The organism is Bradyrhizobium lupini, from assembly GCF_040939785.1.
GTDB lineage: Bacteria > Pseudomonadota > Alphaproteobacteria > Rhizobiales > Xanthobacteraceae > Bradyrhizobium > Bradyrhizobium canariense_D.
This window is the reverse complement of the sequence record NZ_CP162553.1, coordinates 1942145-1957236: the sequence shown is the minus strand read 5'-3', so window position 1 is coordinate 1957236 and position 15092 is coordinate 1942145. Positions and strand designations below refer to the sequence as shown.

The following is a 15092-nucleotide window of genomic DNA, read 5'->3' as shown; positions in this document are numbered from 1 at the left end:
CTGATGCGTGCGGCAACACCAAACGCGGTGCGACTGAGTCCCGCCGCCGCGGCTTTGCCAAGAACCAGTCATAAAACGGATGAGGTCCCGGCGTACTCCGTCGCGTGTCGATCCGGGGTGGAAACGGCGTCAAAATGCCCAGGAACCTTTGGGCAGAACTGCCGTTGTTTGCCCGCACTGAGGAATCCACGGACCATGCCGGACAGCTACATCATCGAAGTCGATTCGCAGACCGCAGGTATCGTCGTTCGTTCCCAGGGAGGCTACTGCTTTTTCGCCTCGTCCAGCCGCTTCAACCGTCTCGAAGGCCAGCTCTTCCGCAACGCCCGCGAAGCCGAGCGCGCCGCGCGCAAGCTGGTTAACGGTGATGTGAAGGAAGCGGCTTAGTCCTCCCGCGGGTCATTCCGGGCCGCGTGTGGCCCGAGAGGTGGGAATCTTTTGCCGCGAACTCTGCCTTCCCTTCTCGCCTTGTTGGAGAAGGTGGCGCGTAGCGCCGGATGAGGGGTCGTCTCCGCGAATTCCAATGCGAGAGGATTCGTTGTCGGACAGAAACCCCTCACCCGACTTCGCTTCGCGAAGCCACCCTCTCCCGCAACGGAGAGGGGAAGAGCCGTTGTTCACAACTTCGTCGCCGCCCGTGAGAGCAGCTTCCAGTCGTCGCCCTGCTTCTGCCAGTTCATCAGGATGTGAAGGTTGGTCGGCACTTTTTTCCCATCAGCCGCCATCTCTTGTTCCGCCACCCAGTGGAAGCGCACGATCGCGGCGGGGCCGACGACCTTGATGGTCGGGTCCTTGTACTCGATCGACAGGAATTTGGATTTGCCGTCGGTGGCGTTGGCGATGAAGGTCGCCTTGTCCTCGACCTTGCCGCTGGAATGGCTGTAGCTCACCTCTTCGGCGCAGAGTGCGCCGAGCGCCTTGGGATCGGCCGCGATCTGGGCGAGACGGAACGCCTCGACCTTCTTCGCCACGGCTTCCTCGTCGGCCGAGGCCGCCAGCACCGGTGTCGTGAGCGCTGAAACTGCAAGAGTGGAGACGGCAAGAGCTGGGACGGCAAGAGTCGAGAGAGCGAGATCGCGTCGGTTGATCGTCATCGTTTCCTCCTTTTTGGTCTTGCATGGAGTGTTGCAGTCGCACGCGACTTTGTCGAGGGTCGCGTATTGGTCATGCACGTGCGTCATTGCGCGATTGACGCTGTATTGATACGGCTTTCGTATTGATGCGTCATATATTCGGGAAAGTACGGACATGATCGAGGCTATCGGCAGGGCGTTGCTGTTCGACATCGACGGTACGCTCGCCAACACCGATCCGCTGCACTTGAAGGCGTTCAATCTGGTGCTCGGCCCTCGCGGCCACGTCTTCGATCACGCGCGCTTCTCCAGAGAGCTGCAAGGCTTCGCGAATGTATCGATCGGCGAGCGTTTTCTGCCCGACGAGGCGCCCGAACGGCGTGCCTTGATCCTCGATGAGAAGGAGGAAGTCTTCCGCACGCTTGTTGCCGGGCAGATCGAGCCGCTGCCGGGCCTGATGGCGCTGCTCGACAGGGCGGATGCGGCCGGTATTCCCATGGTTGCCGTGACCAATGCCCCGCGGCTCAATGCGGAGCTGCTGCTGTCCGGCCTCGGCATCACGCACCGCTTCAAGGCGCTCGTGATCGGTGCCGAGCTGTTGCACGGCAAGCCGCATCCGCTGCCTTATCAGGAAGGGTTGCGCTTTGCCGGCGCCAGCGCCATGGCCTCGATCGCGTTCGAGGACTCCCGCACCGGCGTGCAATCGGCCGCAGCGGCCGGCATTCCGACCATCGGTATCCGGACCAGCCTCAGCCATGCTGATCTCGTCGCCGCCGGGGCCATCGCCTCCGCCAGCGCCTTCGACGATCCGGAGCTGCTGGCGCGTCTCGCCGCCGCAATGGCGTGGTGAGGACCTTGGTCCGTTAACCGTGATCGGCGCGCGCATTGACCGAGCGCGCGAACCGCCGCACCATGCAGCTTCCTGACTTGAGGCCATCGCCGTGACCGGACTGACCCATCGCCAAGCCGAAATCCTCAACATCGCGCGAGCCTCGGGCCGCGTCATGGTCGAGGAGCTGGCGCGCCGGTTCGAGGTCTCGGCGCAGACCATCCGCAAGGATCTCAACGACCTCTGTGAGCGGCGCTCGCTGACCCGCATTCATGGCGGCGCCATCATCGCATCCGGCGTCGAAAACCTCGCCTACGAGGCGCGGCGCTTCGTCGCCGCCGACGAGAAGAAGGCGATTGGAGCCGCGGCCGCCTCGCTGATCCCGAACGGCTGCTCGCTCTTCATCAACATCGGCACCACGACCGAGGAGGTCGCGAGCGCGCTGACCTCGCACGAGGACCTCCTCGTTATCACCAACAATCTGAACGTCGCCATGCTGCTCTATCGTCATCCCCGCATCGAGGTGGTGGTCGCCGGCGGCACGGTGCGGCGCGCCGACGGCGCGGTGGTCGGCTCGACCGCGACGCAGCTGATCGGCCAGTTCAAGGTCGACTATGCCATCATCGGAGCGTCCGCGATCGACGAGGAGGGCGCGCTGCTCGACTTCGACTATCGCGAGGTGCAGGTGGCGCAGGCCATCATCGCCAACGCCCGCAGCGTCATGCTGGTCGCTGATTCCACCAAGCTCCGGCGCAGCGCGCCGGTCCGCATCGCGCATATCAGCCAGATCCAGACCTTCGTCACCGACCAGGAATTGCCAGAGCGCCTCGCCACCATCTGCCACGGCAAGGGCATCGAGGTGATGGCCGCGATGCCGAAGGGGGCGGACGTCGATGAGGCTCAGGCCGAGGCACAAGAAGCGCCCGAGGCCGCGCCGGTGGTGCGGCTGAGGTAGGACTATGGGTTGTCCCACGGGTTCAGCAGCGGCACGCCGAATACCGCAAAATCCTTCACATTGCGCGTGACGAGCATGAGGTTGTTTGCCAGCGCGGTCGCGGCAAAGAAGCCGTCCATGACAGACAATGCGAGACCGCTTCTGCGACTCTGAGCCATCAGGTCACCCCAGCGTTCCGCGACCGCGTGGTCGATCGGCAGTGTGCGCCCGGCAAAACGCTCCGGCAGATCGCGGGCAAGCCAGGCGGCCAGTGCTGCACGGCGACGGCCGTCCTCCAGCAACGCGATGCCGCGACGAAGCTCGGCGATCGATGCCGCGCTGATGAACGCACGATCCTCGTCGATCGTATCAAGCCATGACAAGACTTTCGGCGAAGGGGCGGGCCTCTGGACCTCCGACAACACGTTGGTGTCGAGCAGTAGATTCACGGCAGCTCGTCGTGCGGCGCGTCGTGAACGCGTTCAAGCTCGAGGTCGCCGCTGCGCAGCGGCGAAGCCAGCAGGAATTCGGCCAAGGTACCTTTGCGCGCCGTCTTGCGCGCCCATTCCTCGACGGAAACGATCACCGCGTTGGGCTTGCCGTGTCGGGTGATGATTTGCGGGCCGGCTTGGGCACGATCGATCACCTCGGAGAGCCGGGCCTTGGCGTTGGCAAGCGTCCACAAGTCCGTCGCTGGTGAATCTGGTGCAGTGTGTTCCGTCATGCAAACAACGACCAATATGACTATTCTTACTAATAAGGGTCATCGACGACTTTTCAAGAGCAATAATGCCGCTCAAATCCCTCCTGAACTGCCTATTTCGCCCCCCGTGTGCCCGCTTAAAAGTTCCGCTTTCACTTCGTTTCTCTCCTCTTTCATCTTGCTTTCGTTTTCTGGTGTGATCTAATCAAAAGCGAAAGTAACCGCTCGATTGAACGGGCGGTCGCCGGGGGATGCGTCTGTTGGATCGTATTTTCGACCTCGCCATTATCGGAGGCGGTGTTAACGGCTGCGGCATCGCGCGCGACGCGGTGGGCCGCGGCAACACGGTTTTCCTGTGCGAAATGAACGATCTGGCGAGCGGGACGTCGTCCTGGTCGACCAAGCTGGTGCATGGCGGCCTGCGCTATCTCGAATATTACGAGTTCCGGCTGGTTCGCGAGGCGCTGATCGAGCGCGAGATTCTCTGGGGCATCGCGCCGCACATCATTCGCCCCCTGCGTTTCGTTTTGCCGCACCATGCGGGCCTGCGGCCAGCCTGGCTGCTGCGCCTCGGCCTCTTTCTCTATGACCACATCGGTGGCCGTCATCTGTTGCCGGCGACGCGCTCGGTTGACCTCCGACGCGACGAGGTCGGCCGCCCGCTGATCCCGAACCGCTACGGCCGCGCGTTCGAATATTCCGACTGCTTCGTCGACGACGCCCGTCTCGTCGTGCTCAACGCACGCGATGCCGCCGACAAGGGCGCCGAGATCCGCACCCGCACTCGCGCGACGGATATCAAACAGTCAGACGGCATCTGGACCGTCAGCATGATCGACACGCTGACAGGCGCGCGCTCGTCGATCCAGGCCCGTGCGGTTGTCAATGCCGGCGGGCCCTGGGTCGAGGATGTGCTCGGCCGCGGCGCCGGCGTCAACGCGAAAGCCAAGGTGCGCCTGGTGCAGGGCTCGCACATCGTCGTGAAAAAACTCTACGACCACGACCGCGCCTACATGTTCCAGAATGCAGATGGCCGCATCATCTTCGTCATTCCCTATCAGGACGATTTTACGCTGATCGGCACCACCGACCGCGACTATGACGGCGATCCCGCCAAGGTGAAGGCGACGGCCGAAGAGATCCAGTATCTCTGCACGGCGGCGAGCGAATATCTGGCCAAGCCTGTCACGCCCGATGACGTGGTTTGGACCTACTCCGGCGTACGTCCGCTCTATGACGACGGGGCCAGCGAAGCCAAGGCCGCGACGCGCGACTATGTGTTCGAACTCGACACGCCCGGCGGCGTGCCGCTGCTGTCGATCTATGGCGGCAAGATCACGACCTATCGCCGTCTCGCCGAGGAGGCGCTGGAGCGGCTCGCGCCCTATCTTCGCAGTGCGAAAGCACGCGAAGGCTGGACCGGCAAATGGCCGCTGCCCGGCGGCGACATGGGCGTGTCCGATGTCGACGGCCTGATCGCCGAGCTTCAGCGCGGCTATCCTTTCCTCAGCCACGAGCATGCGCGGCGCCTGGCGCGCGCCTATGGCACGAGGGCGATCAAGCTGCTTGGGGATGCGAAATCGGCGGTCGATCTCGGCCAGGCCTTCGGTGCGACGCTGACCGAGCGCGAAGTCCGCTATCTCATCGCCAACGAATGGGCCGTCACCGCCGAAGATATCGTCTGGCGCCGTTCCAAGCTCGGCCTGCGACTAAGTGCCGACGAGATCGCGGCGCTGGACGACTGGATCAGGACCCACGCCGTGCAGCAAAGTCCCCTGCTGGAAGCCGGAGGACGCTCATGACGGTGACACTCGATCACGTGACCCGGACTGTCGACGGGGTCCCACACATCCGCGACGTCTCGCTGACGCTCGAGAGCGGCACGCTCAACGTGCTGCTCGGGCCGACGCTGTCGGGCAAGACCTCGATCATGCGGCTGCTCGCTGGCCTGGACAAACCGACATCGGGCAAGCTGCTGGTCAACGGCAAGGACGTCACCGGGGTCGACGTGCGCCAGCGCTCGGTCGCCATGGTCTATCAGCAGTTCATCAACTACCCCTCGCTGTCGGTCTACGAGAACATCGCTTCGCCTTTGCGCGTGCAGGGCAAGCCGCGCGCCGAAATCGAGGCGCGCGTTGCGGAAGCCGCCCGGCTGCTCCGGCTCGAGCCGTTCCTGAAGCGCACGCCGCTCCAGCTTTCCGGCGGCCAGCAGCAGCGAACTGCGATGGCGCGCGCGCTGGTGAAGGGCGCCGACCTCGTGCTGCTCGACGAGCCGCTCGCCAATCTCGACTACAAGCTGCGCGAGGAATTGCGCACCGAGCTGCCGCGCATCTTCGAGGCCTCCGGCGCGATCTTCGTCTATGCCACCACCGAGCCGACCGAGGCGCTGCTGCTCGGCGGCAACACGGTGTGCATGTGGCAGGGAGAGGCGCTCCAGATCGGCGAGACTCAAAGGTCTACCGTCATCCGCAGACCTTGCGGGTCGCGCAGGTGTTCTCCGATCCGCCGCTGAATCTCGTCGGCATCGAGAAGAAGAACGGTTCCGTGCAATATGCGGGCGGCATTGCCGCGCCGGCGTCCGGTCTCTATTCCTCGCTCGCGGACGGCGCCTATCGCGTCGGATTTCGCGCCCATCAGCTCGCACTTGCCAATGGCGAGACTGACCGCCACGCCTTCCATGCCACGGTAACGGTGACCGAGATCACCGGTTCGGAGAGTTTCGTGCATCTGACCCGCGACGGATCGAACTGGGTGGCGGTGCTGCACGGCGTGCACGAATTCGAGCCCGGCCAGACGCTCGATGCCGTGCTCGATCCCAACGACGTGTTCGTTTTCGATGCTGCCGACCGGCTGGTCGCGGCACCCGGTCCCATAGCGTTTTCAAGCGAAGTGCCGAGCGGTTCGCGTGAAGAAAACGCGTCAAAGAAAAAAGCCTGAGGGGGATGCGACATGGCCCGCATTGACCTCGTCGATCTCGCCCACTCCTACGGCGGCAATGATGCCCCGCAGGACAGCTTTGCTCTCAAGCCTGTCACCATGACCTGGCGGCAGGGCGGCGCCTATGCGCTGCTCGGGCCGTCCGGCTGCGGCAAGACCACGCTGCTCAACGTCATCTCCGGCATCATCACGCCGTCGCGGGGGAAAATCCTGTTCGACGGCGAGGACATCACACCGCTGTCAACCCAGAAGCGCAACATCGCCCAGGTGTTCCAGTTTCCGGTGATCTACGACACCATGACGGTGGGGCAAAATTTGGCGTTCCCTCTGAAGAACCGCGGCGTGCCGAAGGCTGAGATCGACAAGCGGGTCGCCGAGATCGGCCGCTTGCTCGACCTCGAGCCCTATCTGAACCGCAAGGCGACGCGGCTCACGGCCGATGCCAAGCAGAAGATCTCGCTCGGCCGCGGCCTGGTACGCTCCGACGTTGCCGCCGTGCTGTTCGACGAGCCGCTCACCGTGATCGACCCCGAGCTGAAATGGCAGCTCCGCTCCAAGTTGAAGGCGCTGCATCGCGAGCTCGACCTGACGATGATCTACGTCACCCACGACCAGACCGAGGCGCTGACCTTCGCCGACACCGTGGTAGTCATGCATGACGGCCGCGTGGTGCAGAGCGGCACGCCGGCCGAGTTGTTCGACAAGCCGGCGCACACGTTCGTCGGCTATTTCATCGGCTCGCCCGGCATGAACATCCTGCCGGCCGAGGTGAGGGGCCGTGAGGCCAAGATCGGCGGTCATGTGATCGCGCTCAACCGCAGCTACGACAAGCTGCCTGCTGGCGCAAAGATCGAGATCGGCGTCCGTCCGGAATTCGTTGAGGCCGTCGCGCCGGCGCCCGGCCTGCTCAGTGCGAAGATCGAACGCGTCGACGACCTCGGCCGCATCCGCTTCGCGCGCGCGCGGCTCGGTGACGCCAAGCTCGCGGCGCGCGCGCCGGCCGGCTTCACCAGCCCGGACGGCACGGCCGGCCTGAAATTCGATCCGTCGCACGTCCACGTCTATGCCGACAGCCTTCTGGTGGAGGGAGCCGCCTGATGGACAAGACTATCAACCAAAAAGCCTGGTTCCTGGTGCTGCCGGTGTTCCTGGTCGTCGCCTTCTCGGCAGTGCTGCCGTTGATGACGGTGGTGAACTATTCGATGCAGGACACCTTCGGCAACAACCAGTTCTTCTGGAACGGTGTCGGCTGGTTCAAGGAATTGCTCGATCCTTCGACCGACCTCGGCGGCCGCTTCCTGGCTTCGCTCGGCCGCAATCTGTTCTTCTCGCTCGTGATCCTCGCGATCGAGGTGCCGCTCGGCATCGTCGTCGCGCTCTCGATGCCGCGCCAGGGCTGGACGGTTGCGGCCTGCCTCGTCATCCTCGCGCTGCCGCTGCTGATCCCGTGGAACGTGGTCGGCACGATCTGGCAGATCTTCGGCCGACCCGACATCGGCCTGCTCGGCTATGTCCTCAATGCCAGCGGCATCGACTACAATTACGTCTCCAACGACATCGACGCCTGGGTCACGGTCATCGTGATGGACGTCTGGCACTGGACCAGCCTGGTCGCGCTGCTGTGCTATGCCGGACTTAAGTCGATCCCGGAGGCTTATTACCAGGCGGCGCAGATCGATGGTGCCTCGCGCTGGGCGGTGTTCAAGGCGATCCAGCTGCCGAAGATGAACCGCGTGCTGCTGATCGCGGTGCTGCTGCGCTTCATGGACAGTTTCATGATCTACACCGAGCCGTTCGTGGTGACGGGTGGCGGCCCCGGCAACTCGACAACCTTCGTGTCGATCGAGTTGGTCAAGATCGCGCTCGGCCAGTTCGACCTCGGCAAGGCCGCCGCGCTGTCGCTGGTCTACAACCTCATCATCCTGATCGTCTGCTGGATCTTCTACACCGTCATGACCAATGCCGGCGCCGAGCGGAAGCCGCAGGAAGGAGCCGCGTGATGCATTCGATTCCCGGCCGTCGCCTCATTATGGCGCTGTTCTTGATCTTCCTGCTGTTGCCGATCTACTGGCTCGTCAACATGAGCTTCAAGACCAACGCCGAAATCGTCTCGACGATGACGCTGTGGCCGCACGCGCCGACGCTGCAGCACTACAAGCGCATCTTCACCGACGAGAGCTGGTATTCCGGCTATATCAACTCGCTGGAATATGTCGTCCTCAACACCATCATCTCGATTTCGGTGGCGCTGCCGGCGGCCTACGCGTTCTCGCGCTACCGTTTCCTCGGCGACAAGCATCTGTTCTTCTGGCTGCTCTCGAACCGCATGGCGCCGGCCGCGGTCTATGCCCTGCCGTTCTTCAATCTCTATTCGGCGATCGGGCTGTTCGATACGCCCTGGGCGGTCGCGCTCGCGCACTGCATCTTCAACGTCCCGCTGGCGGTGTGGATCCTGGAAGGCTTCGTCTCGGGCGTGCCGCGCGAGATCGACGAGACCGCCTTCCTCGACGGCTATTCCTTCCCGCGCTTCTTCATCAAGATCCTGGTGCCGCTGATTGCGAGCGGCATCGGCGTCGCCGCCTTCTTCTGCTTCATGTTCTCCTGGGTCGAGCTGCTGCTCGCGCGCACGCTGACCTCGGTCTCGGCCAAGCCGATCGCGGCGATCATGACGCGCACGGTGTCGGCTGCGGGCATGGACTGGGGCCTGCTGGCGGCAGCCGGCGTGCTGACGATCATCCCGGGCGCACTCGTGATCTGGTTCGTCCGCAATTATATCGCGAGCGGTTTCGCGCTCGGTCGGGTCTAGGGAGGCATCAATGGAATGGATTGCATGGATGGCCTGGACGCCGCCGACGGCGATCTTTTTTGTCGCGCTCGCCTGCACGCTGGCTGTGATGACCTGGCTCGGGGTGGCTTATCCCGAAGCCGAGCGCGTCGGCGTGCTGCGCATCCCGACCACGCGCGGCGACCGCCTGTTCATCTCCCTGATCACGGCGGCGGTCATCCACTTGCTGTGGATCGCCTTCGCCGGCACCGACCCCCTCGCCACGCTGCCGATCGGCGAGGACGGAGTTGAAATTTCGCGCCTTTGGATCGCATCAGGAATTTCGCTGGCCACGGCCGTACTCATTTTCCGCACGGTCTAGCCCGCGAAGGAACGGCCAGATCCGGGACCAACCCGGGCCTGTAAAAAGTTTGTCGCTGCAACGGAGGAATAACATGCGGCAGTTTAGGAGAAGGGAACGTCCATTGACCAAGAATAGCTTTCTGACGATGTCCAGCGTCGCCGCCATCGTCGCGGTGTCGCTGGCCGTCTCGGCGCCGGTGCGCGCCGCCGACGACGCCGCGATCCAGAAGTGGATCGCGGAATTCCAGCCCTCGACGCTGTCGAAGGAAGACCAGAAGAAGGAGCTGGAGTGGTTCGCCAAGGCCGCCGAGCCCTTCAAGGGAATGGAGATCAACGTGGTCTCCGAAACCATCACGACCCACGAATATGAGTCGCAGACGCTGGCCAAGGCGTTCTCCGAGCTCACCGGCATCAAGCTCAAGCACGACATCATCCAGGAAGGTGACGTCGTCGAGAAGCTGCAGACCCAGATGCAGTCCGGCAAGAACGTGTACGACGGCTGGATCAACGATTCCGATCTGATCGGCACCCACTTCCGCTACGGCCAGACCATCGCGCTGTCGGACTATATGACCGGCGAGGGCAAGGACGTCACCGACCCCATGCTCGACGTCAACGACTTCATCGGCAAGTCGTTCGGCACGGCGCCGGACGGCAAGCTCTATCAGCTGCCCGACCAGCAGTTCGCGAACCTTTACTGGTTCCGCTACGACTGGTTCACCAACGCCGACTACAAGGCCAAGTTCAAGGCCAAGTATGGCTACGAGCTCGGCGTGCCCGTGAACTGGTCAGCCTACGAAGACATCGCCGAGTTCTTCACCAACGACATCAAGGAGATCAACGGCGTCAAGGTCTATGGCCATATGGACTATGGCAAGAAGGACCCGTCGCTCGGCTGGCGTTTCACCGACGCCTGGCTGTCGATGGCCGGTAACGGCGACAAGGGCATCCCGAACGGTCTGCCGGTCGACGAATGGGGCATCCGCATGGAAGGCTGCCGTCCGGTCGGCTCCTCGGTCGAGCGTGGCGGCGACACCAACGGTCCGGCCGCGGTCTACTCGATCACCAAGTACCTCGAGTGGATGAAGAAGTATGCTCCGCCGCAGGCCCAGGGCATGACCTTCTCCGAGTCGGGTCCGGTGCCGGCGCAGGGCAACATCGCCCAGCAGATGTTCTGGTACACCGCCTTCACCGCCGACATGGTGAAGCCGGGCATCGCCGTGATGAACGCGGACGGTACGCCGAAGTGGCGTATGGCTCCGTCGCCTCACGGTTCGTACTGGAAGGAAGGCATGAAGCTCGGCTACCAGGATGCGGGCTCGGCGACGCTGCTCAAATCGACTCCCCCGGATCGCCGCAAGGCGGCCTGGCTCTATCTCCAGTTCATCGTCTCCAAGACGGTGTCGCTGAAGAAGAGCCATGTCGGTCTCACGTTCATCCGTGAATCCGACATCTGGGACAAGTCGTTCACCGAGCGTGCGCCGAAGCTCGGCGGCCTGATCGAGTTCTACCGCTCGCCCGCGCGCGTGCAGTGGACCCCGACCGGCAACAACGTGCCCGACTATCCGAAGCTGGCGCAGCTGTGGTGGCAGAACATCGGCGATGCGTCGTCCGGTGCCAAGACGCCGCAGGCCGCGATGGACTCGCTTGCCGCGGCCCAGGACTCCGTCATGGAGCGTCTGGAGAAGTCGGGCGTGCAGGGCGCCTGCGGTCCGAAGCTGCACAAGAAGGAGTCGGCCGAGTTCTGGTTCGCCAAGGCCCAGAAGGACGGCACGATTGCCCCGCAGCGCAAGCTCGCCAACGAGAAGCCGAAGGGTGAGACGGTCGACTACGACACTCTGATCAAGTCGTGGCCGGCACAGCCCCCGAAGCGCGCTTCGCTGCAGTAAAGCACATCAGCATAACGACGAAAGGCCGGGAGCAATCCCGGCCTTTTTTCTTTTTATTGTCGTGGATTTTGCTTCCACACGTCATTGCGAGCGAAGCGAAGCAATCCAGAGTCTTTCCACGGAGGTAGTCTGGATTGCTTCGTCGCTTCGCTCCTCGCAATGACGGAGGATGGAGCGACAACGACACCTTATTCCGCCGGCTCAGCCGCCAGCGTCGGATAGTCCGTGTATCCCTTCGCGCCGCCGCCGTAGAACGTGTTCTTGTCCCAGTCGTTCAGCGCCGCGCCCTGCTTCAGCCGCTCGACCAGATCGGGATTGGAGATGAACGGCTTGCCGAAGGCGATGAGATCGGCCGCGTTCGCCTCGAGCACCTTGGCAGCGAGGTCGAAATCATAGCCGTTGTTGGCGATGTAGGCGCCGGGGAAGCGCTTGCGCAGGCCCGCATAGTCGAACGGCGCGATGTCGCGCCGACCGCCGGTGGCGCCTTCGACGACATGGAGATAGACGAGCTTGAGCGCGGCGAGGCCCTCGACGATATGGTCGTAGAGGGCCTGCGGGTTCGAATCAGAGATATCGTTGGCCGGCGTCACCGGCGAGATGCGGATGCCGGTGCGATCGGCGCCGGCCTCGGCGACGACGGCCCTGGAGACCTCAAGCATCAGCCGCGCGCGGTTCTCGATCGAGCCGCCATAGGCGTCGGTACGCTTGTTGGTGCCGTCCTTGGCGAATTGTTCGAGCAGATAGCCGTTGGCGCCGTGGATCTCGACGCCATCGAAGCCGGCTTCGAGCGCATTCTTCGTGGCGCGCCTGAAATCGTCGATGATCCCTGGAATTTCGGAGAGCTCGAGCGCACGGGGCTCGGAGACGTCGGCGAAAGTGCCGTTGACGAAAGTCTTGCCCTTGGCGCGGATCGCGCTCGGCGCCACCGGGGCTGCGCCATTGGCCTGAAGGGCGACATGCGAGATGCGGCCGACATGCCAGAGCTGGATGAAGACCTTGCCGCCGCGCTGATGCACCTGATCGGTGACCGTGCGCCAGCCGGCGACCTGGTCCTTTGAGTAGATGCCGGGGGTGTCCTGGTAGCCTTGGCCCTGCTGTGAGACCTGGCTCGCTTCGGTAATCAGAAGCCCCGCCGAGGCACGCTGGGCGTAATAGTCAGCGGCGAGCGCGCCCGGTACGAAGGTGCCGGGAACGGCGCGGTTGCGCGTCAGCGGCGCCATCACGAAACGGTTCGCCAGCGTGATCGGGCCGAGCTTGTAGGTCTCAAACAATTTGGTCGAACGGCTCATGAGAATGCTTCCAGGCGGTGAGAGATCCGGAACACTTGTGCATTGCGGCAATCAGCGCAAGGGAGGAGCCATACAGAAACTGCAGGCGAGATGCGCAGCCGAGCCGCGCAGCATAGAGCATGTGCAATTTCAGCCGCGGCAGCAGATTCGATCGCCCGCCGCGGCCGTCTGAATGATCGCGTTTCAGTTCGCGCCGAGGAAATCGCGCTTGCCGATCTCGACGCCGGCGTGGCGCAGAAGGCCGTGGGCGGTTGCGGCGTGGAAATAGAAGTTCGGCAGCGAGAACGCGCTCAGGAATTGCTGGCCCTTCATGGTGATGGACTTGTCGGGCCCGGCCGGGAAGGTGACGTCCTTGGTGTCGGCGCCCTCGAACTGCTCCGGTTTGAACGATTTCACATAGTCGATGGTCTTCGCCAGGCGCTGCTTCAACTCCGCAAAGCTGGTCTCGGTGTCCGGTGTGGAGGGCACGTCGCTATGGGTCAGCCGGGCGCAACCTTTGGCTGCGAAATCGCTGACCAGCTGGATCTGCTTCGAGAGCGGCAGCATGTCCGGAAACAGGCGGGAGCCGAGCAGGACGGCGGGATCGACCTTCTTGGCCGCACAATGCGCCTCGGCTTTCGTGAGCAGGCCGGTCAGGCTGTTCAGCATTTGCAAATAGGCGGGAACGACGGCGTCGTGGAAAGACATGTGATGCTCGCTCTTGTGGTGGGAAATCTCAGGAGAAACCTGAGCTACTCACATGGGAACGTCATGGAAAAATACAATCGCCGGAGGGGCTTGTGCAGTGCGAAAATTCTACCGAGCGGGCTTGTGGTGCTATCGGCGTCATACCCTCGTGTCATCGCCCGGTTGACCGGGCGATCCAGTACTCCGAGGCAGCTGTGATTGAATCGATAGGCCGCAGCGTACTGGATGCCCCGCTTTCGCGGGGCATGACAGCGATCCTGGTGCTTACCGGATCGTCCCCACTGGCTGCGCCTGTGCCGTGCCCCCGCGCATGCGAGCGAGCAGTTCGGCCGTAGGCCAGGAATCGGCCGGCAGACCGTATTTGATCTGCATCGCCTTCACCGCGGCGCGGCTTTGCTGGCCCAGCACGCCGTCGACCTTGCCGACATTGAAGCCGGCCTGGACCAGAAGCTGCTGCAATTGCTTGAGCTCGTTGAATGGCAGCTGCGCGACCGGCGTGGACGGCTTTCGCATCGGAGCCGCGCCCGCGATGCGGGTGGCGAGATAGCCCGCGGTGGTCGAATAGATCAGCGAGTTATTCCACTCGGTGTAGGCCGCGAAATTCGGGTATGCCATGAAGGCCGGACCGAAGCGTCCCATGGGCAGCAGCACGGAGGCCGCGAGATTGTCGTTCGGCAGCGGCCGGCCGTCGGGATAGGTAACCCCGAGCTGCGCCCATTTTGAGCGCGGCAGCTGCACCGTGAGGTCGGTCTGATCCCACGGCAGGTTCTGCGGCACCTTGATCTCCTCCAGCCACGGCTCGCCGCGCCGCCACTTCAAGCCGTTGGCGATGTAGTTCGCGGTCGAGCCGATCACGTCGTCCTCGCTGCGGAGGAGATCGCGTCGGCCGTCGCCGTCATAGTCGACGGCATAGTTGACGTAATGCACGGGCAGGAACTGGGTCTGACCGAGCTCGCCGGCCCAGGAGCCGACCATCTCGTCCGGATGCAGGTCGCCCCGGTCGATGATCTTCAGCGCGGCGATGGTCTCGTTCACGAACATCTCCGAGCGGCGGCAATCATAGGCCAGCGACACCAGCGATTTCAGTGTCGGCAGATTACCCATGTTGACGCCGAAATCGCTCTCCAGTCCCCAGAACGCGGCGATCACTGCCGGCGGCACACCGTATTCCTTTTCGGCGCGCGCGAACGCGGCCGCATGTTGCTTGATATGCTGCTGGCCGTTCTGCATGCGATAGGGCGCGGCCATGCGGCCGGCAAATTCGGTGAAGAGCTGGCCGAACACGCGCTGGCCGCGGTCGCGATTGACGATGCCCTGGTCGTAGACGAGGTAAGGCGAGGCCGCCGCGATCGTCCGCTGCGACACGCCGGCGGCAACGGCCTGCTGTTTCACGTCGACCAGGAAGCGATCGAAGTTCGCCCCGTTATGGCACGACGCCGCGCGCGGCGAGGGCCCAGTGGCCCTGGGAGCCGCGGGCTTTGCCGGCGGCGGCGCGAACTGGGCAGAGGCGGGAAGGGCGAGCGTGAGCAGGGCGGCGGCCGCGATCGCAAATCGGGTCTGGAGCATGAGGTTTCCGCAAGGGGAGGAGACGCTTGGATTCTCGGCCAAGCTTAATGGAACGATT

At 63.6% G+C, this 15092-nt stretch carries 15 protein-coding genes and 1 pseudogene; 10 read left to right on the top strand and 6 right to left on the bottom strand.

The window, feature by feature from the left end:
• Nucleotides 1-195: 195 nt before the first annotated feature.
• A complete protein-coding gene (locus AB3L03_RS09535) occupies nucleotides 196-387 on the top strand; it encodes a hypothetical protein (RefSeq protein ID WP_018454989.1) in 192 nt (63 codons plus the stop codon).
• A gap of 230 nt (nucleotides 388-617) precedes the next feature.
• On the opposite strand, the gene AB3L03_RS09530 is transcribed toward AB3L03_RS09535, so the two are convergent.
• Nucleotides 618-1094: a nuclear transport factor 2 family protein gene (locus AB3L03_RS09530; RefSeq protein WP_026232853.1), complete on the bottom strand. Its 477-nt coding sequence runs from the start codon at nucleotides 1092-1094 to the stop codon at nucleotides 618-620.
• Between the two features lie 154 nt (nucleotides 1095-1248).
• On the opposite strand from AB3L03_RS09530, the gene AB3L03_RS09525 reads away from it, so the two are divergent.
• Both AB3L03_RS09525 and AB3L03_RS09520 read left to right on the top strand, forming a co-directional pair.
• On the top strand, nucleotides 1249-1923 hold the full coding sequence (locus AB3L03_RS09525) for an HAD family phosphatase (RefSeq protein ID WP_018454987.1): 675 nt from the start codon (nucleotides 1249-1251) through the stop codon (nucleotides 1921-1923).
• Nucleotides 1924-2014: 91 nt separating this feature from the next.
• Nucleotides 2015-2857 carry a DeoR/GlpR family DNA-binding transcription regulator gene (locus tag AB3L03_RS09520; RefSeq protein ID WP_018454986.1) on the top strand — a complete coding sequence of 281 codons (843 nt, stop codon included), beginning with the start codon at nucleotides 2015-2017 and terminating at the stop codon, nucleotides 2855-2857.
• Between the two features lie 2 nt (nucleotides 2858-2859).
• On the opposite strand, the gene AB3L03_RS09515 is transcribed toward AB3L03_RS09520, so the two are convergent.
• Entirely contained in the window at nucleotides 2860-3285 is a 426-nt protein-coding gene (locus AB3L03_RS09515) for a type II toxin-antitoxin system VapC family toxin (protein ID WP_018454985.1), read from the bottom strand.
• Entirely contained in the window at nucleotides 3282-3560 is a 279-nt protein-coding gene (locus AB3L03_RS09510; protein ID WP_204513814.1) for a type II toxin-antitoxin system Phd/YefM family antitoxin, read from the bottom strand. Before AB3L03_RS09510 ends, AB3L03_RS09515 begins: the two co-directional genes overlap by 4 nt.
• A 230-nt stretch (nucleotides 3561-3790) precedes the next feature.
• Here AB3L03_RS09510 and glpD point away from each other — a divergent pair, with 230 nt between their 5' ends.
• The 7 genes and pseudogenes from glpD (at nucleotide 3791) to AB3L03_RS09475 (ending at nucleotide 11492) form a co-directional block, all read left to right on the top strand.
• Nucleotides 3791-5341, top strand: coding sequence for a glycerol-3-phosphate dehydrogenase (glpD, locus tag AB3L03_RS09505; RefSeq protein ID WP_085361305.1), 1551 nt, complete (start codon nucleotides 3791-3793; stop codon nucleotides 5339-5341).
• Nucleotides 5338-6476: pseudogene (locus AB3L03_RS09500) on the top strand (ABC transporter ATP-binding protein). The gene glpD and the pseudogene AB3L03_RS09500 overlap by 4 nt, the downstream one beginning before the upstream one ends.
• Nucleotides 6477-6488: 12 nt before the next feature.
• Nucleotides 6489-7574, top strand: coding sequence for an ABC transporter ATP-binding protein (locus tag AB3L03_RS09495; protein WP_018454981.1), 1086 nt, complete (start codon nucleotides 6489-6491; stop codon nucleotides 7572-7574).
• Nucleotides 7574-8476, top strand: a complete 903-nt coding sequence (locus tag AB3L03_RS09490; protein WP_204513816.1) for a carbohydrate ABC transporter permease — start codon at nucleotides 7574-7576, stop codon at nucleotides 8474-8476. Before AB3L03_RS09495 ends, AB3L03_RS09490 begins: the two co-directional genes overlap by 1 nt.
• The gene (locus AB3L03_RS09485) at nucleotides 8476-9282 is read left to right on the top strand and encodes a carbohydrate ABC transporter permease (protein WP_018454979.1); all 807 of its coding nucleotides are present in this window, start codon (nucleotides 8476-8478) and stop codon (nucleotides 9280-9282) included. The genes AB3L03_RS09490 and AB3L03_RS09485 overlap by 1 nt, the downstream gene beginning before the upstream one ends.
• Nucleotides 9283-9292: 10 nt before the next feature.
• Complete coding sequence (locus AB3L03_RS09480; protein WP_018454978.1) at nucleotides 9293-9622, top strand: DUF2160 domain-containing protein; 330 nt, start codon at nucleotides 9293-9295, stop codon at nucleotides 9620-9622.
• A 127-nt stretch (nucleotides 9623-9749) separates the two neighbouring features.
• A complete protein-coding gene (locus tag AB3L03_RS09475) occupies nucleotides 9750-11492 on the top strand; it encodes an ABC transporter substrate-binding protein (protein ID WP_039799251.1) in 1743 nt (580 codons plus the stop codon).
• 188 nt (nucleotides 11493-11680) lie between these two features.
• Here the strand turns inward: AB3L03_RS09475 and AB3L03_RS09470 are convergent, their stop codons facing one another.
• From AB3L03_RS09470 to AB3L03_RS09460, 3 genes are all read right to left on the bottom strand, one after another.
• Entirely contained in the window at nucleotides 11681-12781 is a 1101-nt protein-coding gene (locus tag AB3L03_RS09470) for an alkene reductase (protein ID WP_368508466.1), read from the bottom strand.
• Between the two features lie 183 nt (nucleotides 12782-12964).
• The gene (locus AB3L03_RS09465; RefSeq protein ID WP_204513817.1) at nucleotides 12965-13468 is read right to left on the bottom strand and encodes a DUF1993 family protein; all 504 of its coding nucleotides are present in this window, start codon (nucleotides 13466-13468) and stop codon (nucleotides 12965-12967) included.
• A 264-nt stretch (nucleotides 13469-13732) separates the two neighbouring features.
• Entirely contained in the window at nucleotides 13733-15034 is a 1302-nt protein-coding gene (locus AB3L03_RS09460) for a lytic murein transglycosylase (RefSeq protein ID WP_247475147.1), read from the bottom strand.
• Between the last annotated feature and the right edge of the window lie 58 nt (nucleotides 15035-15092).